Below are 14,032 nucleotides of genomic sequence, written 5' to 3' on the forward strand. Positions count from 1 at the left end.
ACGGTTTCACTCTGACCCCCGCAAGCCGAAAAACGCAGGGTTGTGAAAGTTTTTTGGCGGTGGCGAATGCGGCCTTAGATCGCCTCGGCGGCATCTTCCAATCTGAGTTGTATGGTTTGCCGTCCACCCCATGTGTTTACCTCAAGTCGTCCGGCGAAATGAAAGCGCGCGCCGCCGTGATTGGTCAGCCGTTCCCCCATTGGTCCGTCAAAGGCGCCAAACGCAATGGCATCCAACCCGGCACCCACCCCGTCCGATAGCGACAGCTTCAGATGGGAGTCGCCGACCCGCTTGGCAAAGCGCACCTGTAAGTCCGGAAAGGCATACCGCGGAGCCGGAGCACTGGCGCCGAAAGGCCCTGCTTTTTCAATCTGTTCAATCAGATCGACAGTGGCCGCGCCGGGCATAAGTGTGCCTTCCAGTTTCAGGTCAGCAGGGCCGGTTTGACCTGCCCCTTGTTTTGCCAGCAATTCGCTGAGCCGTTCCATCGCCGGTTCCAGCTGATCACGCATGACCGTCAGGCCAGCCGCCATCTTGTGGCCGCCGCCCTTGACCAACAGACCTTCCGCCGCCAGCCGCTGAATCGAGGCACCCAGATCGACACCGGTCACTGATCGGCCCGATCCTTTGCCCTCATCCCCGTCCAGACCGATGACGATGGCCGGGCGGTTGGCGGTTTCTTTGAGGCGCGACGCGACGATGCCGACAACGCCCGGATGCCAGCCTTCCCCGGCCGCCCAGACCAAGGGCGCATCAAGGCCCCGTTCTTCGGCCTGTTCCATGGCGGCTGCCCGAACCGCATTTTCAATATCGCGCCGCTCGGTGTTCAACTCGTCCAGCCGTTGGGACAGAGCCTCTGCTTCATGGGTTGAATCGGTGCTGAGCAGCCGGGCACCCAGATCGGCCTGACCGATCCGACCCCCTGCGTTGACGCGCGGGCCCAGCATGAACCCCAGATGATAGCTGTTGGGCGCGGAATCCATCCGCGCCACATCCGACAGCGCCACCAACCCCGGTCTTTGTCGTTGCGCCATGACCTTCAGCCCCTGACGCACAAGCGCACGGTTTGCACCGATCAACGGGGCCACGTCCGCCACTGTGGCCAGCGCCACAAGGTCCAGCATTGCAATCAGGTCAGGCCCTTTTGTACCCGCTTCGCGCAACTGCCGTCCAGCCTCGACCAGCATCAGGAACACGACAGCGGCGGCGCAGAAATAGCCGAGATCGCCGCTTTCGTCCTGTCTGTTCGGGTTCACCACGGCCACGCAATCGGGCAAAGTTTCACCACCAAGGTGATGGTCCAGGACGATGACATCGGCCCCCTTTGCGGCGGCGATGGGTTCATGGCTGAGGGTTCCGCAATCGACGCAGATAATCAGATCATGCGCGGCGGCCAGTTCCTGCATCGCCGGGACATTGGGGCCATAGCCCTCATCAATCCGGTCAGGCACATAGAGCGTCGCCTGCAGGCCCATCTGACGCAACCACGTGAGTAGCAGAGCAGCCGAGCTGCCGCCATCCACGTCATAATCGGCAAAGATCGCAATGCGCTGCTTTAGACGGACCGCAGTCAGAAATCGCGTTGCAGCGGTTTCCATGTCTTTCATCGCGCGCGGATCGGGCAACAGCTCTTTCAGTTTGGGTTCTAGAAATCCCGGAGCTTCCATTGCCGGAACACCGCGCCGGGCCAGAACCTGGCAGACGGCCCGAGGCAATCCGGCTTGTTGTACCAGCATCTCGGTCGCGCGCTCTACATCCGCCGAGGGGCCGACCCAGCGACGTGCTGACAGTGAATGTTCAACCCCAAGAAAGCTCATGTCCTGCCCCTGATGTGCCAAGGCCGGACCCTCGCGGACCCGGCCTTATCATTTCTATGGATAGCCCTGCACGATGGTCAGGCGCAAGAACTTAGCCGTCGCTATGCGACCACGTCGGCGTGCGGTAGGACATACGCCGAACCGACCCGGTTTTCGACCGCATCAGCAGAGTGGTGGTTTCAACCCAACCCGGCTCGCGCTTGATACGCGGCAGCAAAGAGCCGCCGGTGACGCCGGTTGCGGCAAAGATCACATCGGCGGTTACCATCTCATCGCGCGAATAGATGCGGTCCAGATCGGTGATGCCCGCTTTGGCTGCGCGGCCGCGTTCGTCATCATTGCGAAACAGCAGGCGACCAAAGATCTGCCCGCCCATACATTTCAGCGCTGCGGCGGCCAGAACACCTTCGGGTGCGCCGCCTTGGCCCATATACATGTCGATCCCGGTGACTTCGCTTTCGGCGCAGTGCATGACGCCAGCAACATCACCATCGGTGATCAGGCGGATAGATGCACCGGTTTCGCGAACCTCGGCAATCATAGCCTCATGCCGAGGGCGTTCCAGAATGCAGACGGTAATGTCGGCAGGCTCGCAATCCTTGGCCTTGGCCAGTGCTTCCACACGTTCGCGCGGGCTCATGTCCAGGCTGACAACGCCTTCAGGGAAACCCGGGCCAACGGCCAGTTTGTCCATATAAACGTCCGGTGCATGCAGCATTGATCCGCGCGGGCCCATTGCTATCACAGTTAACGCGTTGGGCATGTCCTTGGCGGTCAGCGTGGTGCCTTCCAGCGGGTCCAACGCGATGTCGACGCCGGGACCATTGCCGGACCCGACCTCTTCGCCAATGTACAGCATCGGCGCTTCGTCGCGCTCGCCTTCACCGATCACGACAACACCGGCGATATCCAGCAGGTTCAACTGTTCGCGCATGGCATTCACAGCAGCCTGGTCAGCGGCCTTTTCATCGCCCCGTCCAACCAGCGACGCCGAAGCAAGCGCAGCCTGTTCCGCAACCCGCGCCAGGCCCAGAGACAACAGGCGGTCATTGAAATCGATCTTGGCAGCACTCATTTTCACTATCCTCAGGTCAGTATCGGCGTCTTGTCCGGCATAGCCTGCGTATCGTGCAGGCCGCAAGGGTCAAACCTCTTCAATCCGCAAAGCAACCGGTGTGCCCGAAACAACATCGGTCTCGTGCAGGCCCAGCAAGGCGACATCCAGCGTGGCACGGGTGGTTTTGTGGGTAACTATCAGAACCGGCGCGGTGCTTTCCGCATGGGCGTATTGGCGCATGCGATCAATCGAGACCCCGGCATCGCCCAGGATGGCCGCAATTTTGGCCAAGGCGCCGGGTTTGTCCAGCAGACCCAGACGCAGATAATAGGGGGCAGGGCGGCCAGTCAGCGCTGGCACTGCGTCCTGCAACGAACTGGCAGGGCGGCCGAAGGTCGGAATCTGAAGCCCACGTGCCAGATCGCAGACATCGCCCATCACCGCGCTGGCCGTTGGCCCTTCGCCAGCTCCGGGGCCACGCAGAACAACCTGCTCGACCGCGTCGCCTTCGATCACCACCATATTGGTGCCGCCTTCAAGCTGGCCCAGGGGCGAGTCACTGGGCACCAGACACGGCTGCATCCGCTGTTCAAGCCCCCGTGCCGTGCGCTGAGCCACGCCCAACAGTTTGATCCGGTATCCCATGTCATGGGCCTGGTCGATGTCATCCAGACTGATCTGCTGAATGCCTTCGATCTCGATCCCGTCGAAATTCGGTTTGGTGCCGAATGCGATTGAGGCAAGCAGCGCCAGTTTATGGGCGGCGTCTATCCCGCCCACATCCAGATTTGGATCGGCTTCAAGGTAACCCAGCTGCGCGCATTCGTCGAACAGGGCGTTATATCCCTGCCGCTGCGATTGCATCCGGGTCAGGATATAGTTGCATGTGCCATTCATCACCCCCATGACGCGGGTGATTTCGTTACCCGCAAGTCCTTCGGTCAGGGATTTGATCACTGGAATGCCGCCAGCCACGGCCGCTTCGAAGCGGATCACACGGCCCGCGGCTTCGGCCATTTCGGCCAGTTCCTGACCGTGAATGGCCAACAGGGCCTTGTTGGCGGTGACGACATCCTTACCACTGGCTAGCGCCGCTTCGACCGAGGCTTTGGCAGGTCCGTTTTCCCCGCCCATCAGTTCAACAAAAACATCAATATCGTCGCGCTGCGCCAATGCGACAGGGTCAGTTTCCCAAGCATAATCCGACAGGTTCACACCGCGATCCTTGCCAGCGTCACGCGCGGAAACCGCTGTGATCTGGATGGGACGACCCGTTCGTGCCTGCAGCAGGTCGGCATGGCGGCGCACGATCCTGACGACACCCACACCAACAGTTCCCAAGCCCGCAATTCCAAGCCGCAGCGCCTGTGTCATCCTGTGGGTTCCTTTCCGCTCGAATATCCTAAACTGGGGTGTTTCCCCGTTCCCGCTGCCTTAGCGGGTTCGGCGCCGAGGCGCAATCCGCGACACCCATGCTGGGCGGCAGAAATCCTGAGGATTAAATGGTCTGAGCGTTTTGCAATGCCGTTGCCTTTTTCTTCAACGCCCTGCTGCGGTCGGTCAGTTCACTTTCGACCTCTACCGCTTCGTACAGCGGGTCAACAGGCACAGCGAAAACATCTGCCAGTGGGGTTAATTTGGGGTAGGGGGCCGATTGCACATTTGGCCCTTCGCGGTCTTTCAGCTCGGGAAAATTGGTGCATCCTAGGCAGAGCAAAACTAGGGGCAGAAGAAGAAGGGGCTTCATGATGAAACCTTATTGTGGCAACTGGCATCCGTGATGCACTTTTTGTCCGGTCGTTTCAAGCGGGCTTCTATCTGAACATCCGTTCAGATATGGTGGATACATGGCACGTACACAAGGCTCACACTCGGACATTACCGGCCCGCGTATCCGGCAGGCAGCGCTTCGGCTTTTCGCGCGCCATGGGTATGCTGCTGTTTCTATGCGGAAAATTGCGGGCGAGGTTGGGGTGCAGGCCGGGGCATTGTACAATTACACCCCGGATAAGCAGAGCCTTCTGTTCCGTTTGATGCGCGACCATATGCAGGATTTGTTGTCCGCCTATGGCGAGCAAAAGCAAACTGGCGATCCGCAGGATGCTTTGCGTCGGTTTGTCGGATTTCACATCCGGTTCCACCTGCAGCGCCCTGACGAGGTATTCATCGCCTATATGGAACTTCGGAACCTCACGCCCGAAAACTTCGCCGAAATAGAGGATCTGCGCCGCAAGTATGAAGACGGGCTTGAGGCCATTTTGCGCGAAGGTCAGCGGGCGGGTATCTTTGCGGTCGCGGATACGAAGATTGCGACATTGGCGGTCATCGCCATGCTGAACGGCGTCATGACGTGGTATCGCGCCGGTGGGAGGCTTTCGCTGGACGAGGTTGAAGCCGTCTATTGGGACATGGTCCGAAAGGCGATGACTGCTTAAGGGGCAGTCAATGTGCCGGCCGAATAAACGTCCCGTTGCGCAATTCGCGAAAAGCCTGTTCCAGCTCGGTCCGGGTGTTCATGACGATGGGGCCGTGCCACGCGACCGGCTCATTGATCGGTGCGCCGGAAATCAGCAGGAACCGGACACCCTCCGGACCTGCCTGAACGGTCACTTCGTCACCACTCCCAAACCGAACCAGTGTTCGGTCTCCCGACATGTCACGAATGTTCACCTCTTGGCCGTCAACTTCTTTTTCCAAAAGGACCCCCGCAGGCCGCGAGGCATCAGCAAAGGCGCCCGCGCCTTCGAATACATATGCAAATGCGCGACGGTAGGTGTCTATGGGGAAGGTCTTCTTCACGCCTGCCGGAATTTGGATGTCCAGATACTGAGGGTCGGCGGCGATGCCGTCGACTGGGCCTGTCTTGCCCCAAAACGTCCCCACGATCACGCGGACAACGGTTCCGTCATCGTCTGTGATTTCAGGGATCTCTTTGCGCGGCACGTCCTGATATCGCGGTGTTGTCATCTTTTGGGCCGCGGGTAGATTGCCCCACAGCTGAAACCCGTGCATTTGGCCGGTTTGGCTCCCCTTGGGCATTTCCTGATGCAGGATTCCGGACCCTGCCGTCATCCACTGCACATCACCCGCGCCAAGTGTTCCGTTATTGCCAAGTGAATCCGAATGCTCAACCGAGCCGGACAGGACATAGGTGATCGTCTCGATCCCGCGATGCGGATGCCATGGAAATCCAGCCTGATAGTCCTGCGGGCGTTCATTGCGAAAGTCGTCGAACAGCAAAAAAGGATCCAGTTCTGACGGGTCCTGAAAGCCGAAAGCGCGGTGCAGTTTAACGCCGGCCCCCTCCATCGTCGGTATGGCCTTTCGGGTTTCCAAAGTCGGTCTGAGGGACATTGCTGCGCTCCTGTTGCTATGGGGAAGATGTACCGCACCGCCATGGCGGGTCAATTTGCGCTGAAACACGCAACCTGTGCGAAATTCAGCAGGTGCGTTCGCCTCTGTTGTTTGGCTGGGAAAGTGGCTAAACCCAACTGCAAAGTGGGAGAGCAGCAAATGCAACAAGAAGTTCTGGCCGTGGTCAAAGCCTCATCACCCAGGCGGTGGATGGGTGTCGGAATGTTGTCGACCGTGGGCTTTCTGGTTGTTTTCGTCGCGCTTGCCGCGCCGCCGGAGCCATCCTGGCAGGCATTCCTGTTTGTGGTAGGCGCGGCGTCCTTCTGGCTGGCCTATCGCATGTGGCAGGCAACCTCGGATTGGATCGAGCTGACTGAGACCGAGCTGAGAACCGGGGCAGGGCAGCCGATCGCCGCAATAGAAGACATTGAAACCGTCGAAAGAGGTGCGTTTGCCTTCAAGCCGTCGAATGGCTTTCTGGTAACAACCCGGCAATCAGGTGCAAATAGATGGGCGCCGGGGCTGTGGTGGCGCTTGGGACGCCGCGTTGGCATAGGCGGCATGACATCCGCCGCCGAAACCAAATTCATGTCCGAGATTTTGTCTGCGATGGTGGCAGAACGCGGCTAGGTCAGACCTTCAGCGCCACCTCGTTATTCGAAGGCGGGGTGGAAGGCACTAAGATGCCAACCCACCCTGTCCTAGTTCGTTGCGCTTTCCGCACTCGCACCGGAATCCCCTGTGCCAGGGTCCTCGATTTCACCGATCTCGCCAGACCCGTCGGGATTTTCCTCAATTTCAACAACGCCCGACACATTTGCCGCAACCTCATTGGTAAAGCGTGGGCGTGTAAAGACGAAATTTTCAAAGACATGTTCGCCTTTGAGGAAATCCACCCCATAGATCGAGTCAAAGACCGGAATGTAAGCATTCGCCGTTTCAACAATGATCAGTGTGTCCTGGTTCGGCATAGGCGGCAGGTTATCACGCATGCGGTCGATATTGTCGTCGGTCCAGATGCTGTCGTAACCGCGCGCGGTTGACCATCTGACGTAATGACGATCATCCTGTTCGTCGAACACAACCAGCGACACGCGCAGATTCATCTGTGATCGGTTGTTGACCATCGCCACCAGCAGCGAATGCAATGAGGTGATATAAGTGTCCGTGATCGTGCCGGTCTCGCGAGAGATCAAATCGCCAACGGTATATGCCGCTTTCAGGTTAGATGCGCTTTGGCGGAAGCCGTCGAAATACGTGAAAGCGCCTGTGATCGTCCAAACCAGCATCGGAAAGACAAGCAAAGCCTCAACCGTGAGTACCCCACTCTCGTCTTTCGTCTTGGATTTCAGAAGATTCCGGAGCTTTGAAATGAAAAACATAGGCTTACAGAGGCTCCTGTACGAAGGCAGTTGTCGCGGTAAGTTCGATCTGGCCTGATTCATCCGACAAAATACGCCCCATCGCCGATGTAGGGAAAATCGGATCGACCTTTGCGCAGGCCCGAAGGATCATCAACTCGTTCGAAAGGCCATTTTCGAAAGCGCGAACTGGGTTCACTTCTTCAGAATTGTCAGTGCAATCCGGAACAGGCGGAAGGTTCAACCCGACAAACGCGCTTTGTTGCAGCATCTCCAGCTGCAAGTTGGTGGTACAGCGTTTGATCACTACGACGCGATCACAGATCGTATCTTTGATCTGATCATGCGTTGGGTTGGTGCCCGTGCCGAGGCGAATGTCGCGAACTGTCTGGTCCACAGCCCGCTCTAACATCGCCTGCTGCAAGGTGACCACCGAATACTCCATCGCACTCAGGATGAAGAACATGAAAGCCGGGAAGATGATCACAAACTCGACGGTGACCGCCCCATCTTCCCTGCGTTTCAGGCTTCGCAGCTTTGAAACAAGGGCTCCGATCATTGGGTCAACCGCAGTTTTCTGATCGACGACGCGATAGAAGCAAATGCGTCTTCCAGGTCCAGACCGTTCACATTGTATACATGGCTGTCCGAGCTGGCACAGTCCTTGATGGTTTTGTACCCGGCTCTGGGTGCTTCGAAGGCGATGCCATAGACAATGACGCCCTCATCTTTGGCTGCGTCACAAATATGCTTGGTGCGCTGGTTCTTGGCCGAAGTTTCAACTTTGGCATACGCTTTCGAGTACCACTCGGCCCATGCACTTGACTGCCAGTAATAGTTATATCTTGCATTCCAGGCCAAAGACACACGGTTGAAAAGTTCTGGATAGGTCAGGCGAACAGCCGTACCCAATTCTTCGTTGGCTGGTGTCTCTGGATCAGGATTGCCGAACGGATGGTCCGCCCATGTGTTCTGCTGTGGCCAGAAAAAGTTAGGCCGACCCTGCGAATGGTAGACTGTGTATTCGGAGGCCTCAGCATTGTACCAGACATCCGACAAGCCCTCCCGAAGGGACGGGTTCAGCATATACTGGTCCGTGTTCTGACCGTCGGTCATTACGATTACAATTTTCAAGATGTCCGAGTTATAGTCTGACGGGCGGGTCCGGAAGTGATTTGGAACGATGTTGTCGTCAGCCAGGTCGCTCACAATGCCACGAACGCTTGGGTCCAGGAAGGCCACGCCCCATTTCATGCCGACATCTATCGAGGTGTTCCCGGTTGCAGTCAACGCCTTGATCTGGTTGGTCAATGCCTCCAGATTATCGGTAACAGGCGTAATCGCACTGCCATCGCGGACCGGGCAAACCGGTGTTCTGATCGAGCCTTCGGAATAGGTGAAGGGGTCAAAATGCGCAGTGCGTTCCAGCCTGTCATCACGCTCTAGGTCCGCGTCGCTATACTGTTCCGGGATAAAGTTCACACAATGGGAGTAGTTGTGCTCTGCTGTAACGTTGGTGAATTTGCTCAGGATGGGTTCACCCGCGTTGACCTGAGTCGCGTAAGGCACGATCGAGATCGAAATGCCCGTGCGGTTCGGATCATCTGAATCCAGCATCAGCGTGACAAATTCAGTGGCCGCATCCTGCAGAAGGGCAATTTTGCTCTTCCCGCCAGAACGCGAATAGTTGTTCATAGAGCCTGAGATGTCGAGAACCAGCGAGATTTCAACAGCACCAATGCTTTCGATGGCCGTGCTGGCCGCGTTCGCGGTTAAGTTCTTGACGCCAGAGAAATGCATAAAGTGGGTTTTGATGGTCGCTTCGGCGGTGGCTGATACTTTGCGTGATCCAAAGCCTTCTTCTACCACGACGGAAGTGATTTTACCGCCCAGGCCGGCCTTCTCGAAATAGGCATCGACAATTTCGCGTGCGGGCTTTTTCTGATCAAGGTCAGCGGCCGCAAGAACGGCGCGGTCTAATGTTGATTGCAGATTGGCGCGGTCGCGTTCGAAATTCATTAGGTCAACGCCAGCTCCGGTCGAAGCGAAGATCACCAGGAAACCCAACAATACAAAGATTGTGAATGTACCGTCTTCGCTTTTTGCGAACCGGCGCGCGCTTAGCGCGGATTTAGCGCCGCTTTTGCTTTCGCGTAGAAACTTGGGCATTTTCATCTTGCAGACCTCGCTGAGCAGACATCCAAAGCTGCTAAGGAAAAGTTAACGTATGGAAATTAACTGCGAAACGTGGCGGGAATTGGGCGAAAAGGGCCCAGTTTTGGCTGGTTTGAGGGAAATTGAGGGATAATTCCGGACTGTCGCGCGGGGCTGTATTCGATGCGTGAACAATTCGGCGGATAATGTCTGGGTTTGGCGACTCAGCCAGAGTTCGAATATTTCCCCGTAACTTGAGATTTTATTTCTGCTTAAACATTGATCGTTTAGCAAAGGGGTGCGACAAAACGTCAGAACGCAAGTCGTTCGCCGGCACGGAGGTTTAAATGACGGCCACAAAAGAACCCAGCTTTCGAGAGAGTGTAGATCTAATGTTTAACAGGGCAGCGTCCCTGATGGATCTGCCTCCGGGCCTTGAAGAAAAGATAAGGGTCTGCAACGCCACCTACACTGTACGCTTCGGCGTCCGGCTGCGCGGTGACATACACACATTCACCGGATATCGATCGGTGCATTCTGAGCATATGGAGCCGGTGAAAGGCGGTATCCGCTTTGCCTTGGCGGTCAACCAGGACGAAGTCGAAGCGCTTGCGGCGCTGATGACCTATAAATGTGCTCTGGTCGAAACGCCGTTTGGCGGATCAAAGGGTGGGTTGTGTATCGACCCACGCCAATACGAAGAGCATGAGCTTGAACAGATCACCCGCCGGTTCGCCTATGAGTTGGCCAAGCGCGACCTGATCAACCCGTCACAGAACGTGCCAGCCCCGGATATGGGGACGGGTGAGCGTGAAATGGCGTGGATGGCGGACCAATACGCCCGGATGAATACAACTGACATCAACGCGCGCGCCTGCGTGACAGGCAAGCCGCTGAATGCTGGCGGTATTGCCGGACGGGTCGAGGCCACGGGCCGCGGCATTCAATATGCGCTGCGCGAGTTTTTCCGCCATCCTGAGGACATTCAAAAGGCAGGGCTGTCGGGCAAGTTGGACGGCAAGCGCATTATTGTTCAGGGTCTGGGAAATGTGGGCTACCACGCTGCCAAGTTCCTGAGCGAGGAAGACGGCTCACGTATCGTGGGCATCATTGAATGGGACGGAGCGCTGTATAATCCGGACGGGATTGACGTCGAGTCGGTTCGCCAATGGATTGTCAAGCATGGCGGCGTCAGCGATTATCCCGACGCCACCCATTCCGCCGAGGGCGGGGCTGTGCTGGAAGAAGAGTGCGACATCCTGATCCCGGCGGCGCTGGAAGGTGTGATCAACCTTGATAATGCCGATCGCATCAAGGCCCCGTTGATCATCGAAGCTGCAAACGGCCCGGTAACAGCTGGTGCAGACGAAGTTCTGCGCGATAGGGGCGTCGTGATCATTCCTGATATGTACGCAAATGCTGGCGGTGTGACCGTTTCGTATTTCGAATGGGTTAAGAACCTAAGCCATATCCGGTTTGGCCGCATGCAGCGTCGCCAGGAAGAGTCGCGGCACGAGCTGATCGTCAGTGAACTGGAACGGCTGGACCGCTATCTGGGCGATGCCTGGTCCATGTCTCCGAACTTCAAGGCGAAATACCTGAAAGGTGCGGATGAGCTTGAGCTGGTTCGTTCGGGGCTCGATGACACCATGCGGATTGCTTACCAGTCGATGCGTGAAGTCTGGCACAGTCGCGACGATGTCGAGGATCTGAGGACCGCGGCCTACATCGTGGCCATTGACCGTGTCTCGAAAAGCTACCGCGCTAAGGGGCTTTGACAATACTCTCTGCGGGCGGTTGGCATCTGATCCATCGCCCGCAGGACCAAGGCGCAACAGGGCTGCGCAAGATGCAATTCGACGATGGCGCGCATCCGCGCCCGGCAGTAGACTTCAGCGACGAGAACGAATCCCGGAGACCACCATGTTGCGTATTGCCGTTGCGGCTATTTTACTGGCCACACCTCTGGCTGCTCAGGAAACAAAAGAACAAAGCTGCCAGCATCAGGCGGATGTCGTGGCGGCGATCCAGCAGGCGCGACTTGACCGCGTGAAAGAGCGCGACGTGCCGCAAGCCGTGGCCGATACAGGTCCGACCTGGCCCGCGAACTATAATGCCGCGATCCCGCTGATCACCCCTTGGGTCTATGAGCAGAAGATGCGCGATGTGCGCAAAAAGGATCTCGGCGCCACGTGGATGGAGCTGTGCCTGCAGCAGTAATCCAAAACCTTGCGATTTCTTTGCGGACAAACGCGCGCCTTCCCCTTGGCGCGCGTTGCCGTTTCTGTCAGGTTTAACCCATGTCATTACCACCCGGTTTTCTGGATGAGTTGCGCACCCGGCTGAGCTTGTCTCAGGTCGTCGGGCGCAAAGTCATGTGGGACGAGCGCAAGTCCAATCAGGGCAAGGGCGACATGTGGGCTCCGTGCCCGTTCCATCACGAGAAGACAGCATCGTTCCACGTCGATGACCAAAAGGGTTTCTATTACTGCTTTGGCTGCCATGCCAAAGGGGATGCGATCAGCTTCGTGAAAGAGACCGAGAATGTCTCGTTCATCGAAGCGGTCGAAATTCTCGCGCGTGAAGCCGGAATGCCGATGCCAGAACGTGACCCCAAGGCGCAAGAGAAACAGGATCGTCGCACGCAACTGGCCGAGGTGATGGAACAGGCGGTGCAGTTCTTTCGGTTGCAACTGAAAACAGGGGCAGGTGGGGAGGCGCGCGATTATCTGGCGCGGCGCGGCTTGAAAGTGCAGGCGCTGGATCGGTGGGAAATCGGCTTTGCTCCCGACGGTTGGCAGGCGCTTTGGGATCACCTACGCGGCAAGAACGTGGCCGAAGATCTGATCCTTGGTGCGGGTCTGGCGAAACCCTCGAACAAAGGTAAAAAGCCCTATGACACGTTTCGGAACCGGATCATGTATCCGATCCGGGATCCGCGCGGGCGTTGCATTGCGTTCGGTGGCCGGGCGATGGACCCCAATGACAATGCGAAATATCTGAACTCGCCCGAAACCGAACTGTTCGACAAGGGGCGCAGCCTCTATAACCAAGGCCCCGCGCGGCAGGCTGCCGGCAAAGGGCAGCCATTGATCGTGGCCGAAGGATATATGGATGTGATCGCGCTTGCCGAGGCCGGTTTTGGCGCATCGGTGGCCCCATTGGGCACCGCAATCACCGAGCATCAGTTGCAACTGCTGTGGCGTATCTCGGACGAGCCGATCATTGCGCTGGATGGCGACACGGCGGGTTTGCGTGCTGCGATGCGGGCGGTCGATCTGGCCCTGCCGCTGCTTGAGGCAGGAAAGTCCTTGCGCTTTGCGCTGATGCCCGAGGGCAAAGACCCTGACGACCTATTGCGGGCGGAAGGACCGGCAGCCGTGCAGGCGGTGTTGGAAGGCGCAATGCCGATGGTCAGGCTGCTCTGGCAGCGCGAAACCGAAGGCAAGGTGTTCGACAGCCCCGAACGCAAAGCAGCTTTGGACAAGGTCTTGCGCGACAAGATCAAGCTGATCCGTGACCCGTCGATCCGGTCGCATTACGGGCAAGAGATCAAAGACCTGCGCTGGCAGCTGTTTCGCCCTCAAAGGCAGCCACAAAACCGTACCTGGCAAACACGCGGGAAATGGAAGCCCCAGCCGCAACCGGCCACACCGGGCGCGCGGGCGTCATTCCTGGCATCATCCGACAATGCCGATATCCAGATGCGCGAAGCCGCCATTCTGGCCATCGCCGCATTGAACCCCCAAGTCGTGGTGCAGTTTGAACACCAACTGGAAGAAATGGAGTGCCGTGACCAAGATCACGCTGGCCTGCGCGATGCCATTCTGCGGCACGCGATAGATGATCCTGAGAACCTCAAACAACATATTGCGGAAACTTTGGGACATCACGCCCTTGAAAACTTGCTGGCCCTTCGCCATGTCGCAGTGATCCCCTGCGTGAATAAACCGGGCGACGTTGAAAAGGCCGAAATGACATTGGCTGAGGAACTCGCCAAAATCAAAGCTCTCAGGGGTCTGGACGCAGAGATTGCCGAAGCCGCAGAGGAGCTGTCTGATCTGGACGATGAAGCGTTGACCTATCGCTTGGCGCAAGCTGCCGAAGAGCGCAACAGAACAAGCCGAAGCCAGAATGAAGACAGGGCCGTTTTCGACATCGCTGACAATGGTGCGCGAATCAACCGCGACGAGAAGGATGCGTTTAAGGCAATCATGTCAGGTATCAATTTCGAGCGAAAACGCCGGTAATGTGGTGTTTTCGTAAGGCACTGGAAAAGAAAAACAGGT

13 protein-coding genes are annotated in these 14,032 nt (G+C 57.6%); 5 read left to right on the plus strand and 8 right to left on the minus strand.

What is annotated here, in order from left to right; all coding sequences use genetic code 11:
* Nucleotides 1-74: 74 nt before the first annotated feature.
* The 4 genes from recJ to AC2FIC_RS02065 all read right to left on the minus strand — a co-directional run bounded on the left by recJ (nt 75) and on the right by AC2FIC_RS02065 (nt 4,621).
* Complete coding sequence (gene recJ, locus AC2FIC_RS02050) at nt 75-1,817, minus strand: single-stranded-DNA-specific exonuclease RecJ (RefSeq protein WP_496690806.1); 1,743 nt, start codon at nt 1,815-1,817, stop codon at nt 75-77.
* A gap of 91 nt (nt 1,818-1,908) precedes the next feature.
* A complete protein-coding gene (gene glpX, locus AC2FIC_RS02055; RefSeq protein ID WP_271946243.1) occupies nt 1,909-2,892 on the minus strand; it encodes a class II fructose-bisphosphatase in 984 nt (327 codons plus the stop codon).
* Nucleotides 2,893-2,961: 69 nt separating this feature from the next.
* The gene (locus tag AC2FIC_RS02060; protein WP_282027476.1) at nt 2,962-4,248 is read right to left on the minus strand and encodes a homoserine dehydrogenase; all 1,287 of its coding nucleotides are present in this window, start codon (nt 4,246-4,248) and stop codon (nt 2,962-2,964) included.
* A 124-nt stretch (nt 4,249-4,372) separates the two neighbouring features.
* A complete protein-coding gene (locus tag AC2FIC_RS02065) occupies nt 4,373-4,621 on the minus strand; it encodes a hypothetical protein (RefSeq protein WP_496690805.1) in 249 nt (82 codons plus the stop codon).
* Nucleotides 4,622-4,721: 100 nt separating this feature from the next.
* Between AC2FIC_RS02065 and AC2FIC_RS02070 the strand changes: the two genes are divergently transcribed.
* Nucleotides 4,722-5,309: a TetR/AcrR family transcriptional regulator gene (locus AC2FIC_RS02070; RefSeq protein ID WP_142634678.1), complete on the plus strand. Its 588-nt coding sequence runs from the start codon at nt 4,722-4,724 to the stop codon at nt 5,307-5,309.
* A gap of 7 nt (nt 5,310-5,316) precedes the next feature.
* On the opposite strand, the gene AC2FIC_RS02075 is transcribed toward AC2FIC_RS02070, so the two are convergent.
* On the minus strand, nt 5,317-6,228 hold the full coding sequence (locus AC2FIC_RS02075; RefSeq protein ID WP_496690804.1) for a pirin family protein: 912 nt from the start codon (nt 6,226-6,228) through the stop codon (nt 5,317-5,319).
* A gap of 159 nt (nt 6,229-6,387) precedes the next feature.
* Here AC2FIC_RS02075 and AC2FIC_RS02080 point away from each other — a divergent pair, with 159 nt between their 5' ends.
* Nucleotides 6,388-6,858, plus strand: coding sequence for a hypothetical protein (locus AC2FIC_RS02080; RefSeq protein ID WP_496690803.1), 471 nt, complete (start codon nt 6,388-6,390; stop codon nt 6,856-6,858).
* Between the two features lie 71 nt (nt 6,859-6,929).
* On the opposite strand, the gene AC2FIC_RS02085 is transcribed toward AC2FIC_RS02080, so the two are convergent.
* From AC2FIC_RS02085 to AC2FIC_RS02095, 3 genes are read right to left on the minus strand one after another with little or no spacing between them, the layout of a single operon-like run.
* Complete coding sequence (locus AC2FIC_RS02085; protein ID WP_496687444.1) at nt 6,930-7,610, minus strand: TadE/TadG family type IV pilus assembly protein; 681 nt, start codon at nt 7,608-7,610, stop codon at nt 6,930-6,932.
* 4 nt (nt 7,611-7,614) lie between these two features.
* The gene (locus tag AC2FIC_RS02090) at nt 7,615-8,148 is read right to left on the minus strand and encodes a TadE/TadG family type IV pilus assembly protein (protein WP_496690802.1); all 534 of its coding nucleotides are present in this window, start codon (nt 8,146-8,148) and stop codon (nt 7,615-7,617) included.
* A complete protein-coding gene (locus AC2FIC_RS02095; RefSeq protein WP_496690801.1) occupies nt 8,145-9,758 on the minus strand; it encodes a TadE/TadG family type IV pilus assembly protein in 1,614 nt (537 codons plus the stop codon). The genes AC2FIC_RS02090 and AC2FIC_RS02095 overlap by 4 nt, the downstream gene beginning before the upstream one ends.
* Before the next feature lie 332 nt (nt 9,759-10,090).
* On the opposite strand from AC2FIC_RS02095, the gene AC2FIC_RS02100 reads away from it, so the two are divergent.
* The 3 genes from AC2FIC_RS02100 to dnaG all read left to right on the plus strand — a co-directional run bounded on the left by AC2FIC_RS02100 (nt 10,091) and on the right by dnaG (nt 13,993).
* Entirely contained in the window at nt 10,091-11,521 is a 1,431-nt protein-coding gene (locus tag AC2FIC_RS02100; protein ID WP_142634665.1) for a Glu/Leu/Phe/Val family dehydrogenase, read from the plus strand.
* 145 nt (nt 11,522-11,666) lie between these two features.
* On the plus strand, nt 11,667-11,963 hold the full coding sequence (locus AC2FIC_RS02105; RefSeq protein WP_142634663.1) for a hypothetical protein: 297 nt from the start codon (nt 11,667-11,669) through the stop codon (nt 11,961-11,963).
* Between the two features lie 80 nt (nt 11,964-12,043).
* Entirely contained in the window at nt 12,044-13,993 is a 1,950-nt protein-coding gene (gene dnaG / locus AC2FIC_RS02110; protein ID WP_496700649.1) for a DNA primase, read from the plus strand.
* The last annotated feature ends 39 nt before the right edge of the window (nt 13,994-14,032 follow it).

Source organism: Ruegeria sp. CDSC079 (assembly GCF_059610505.1).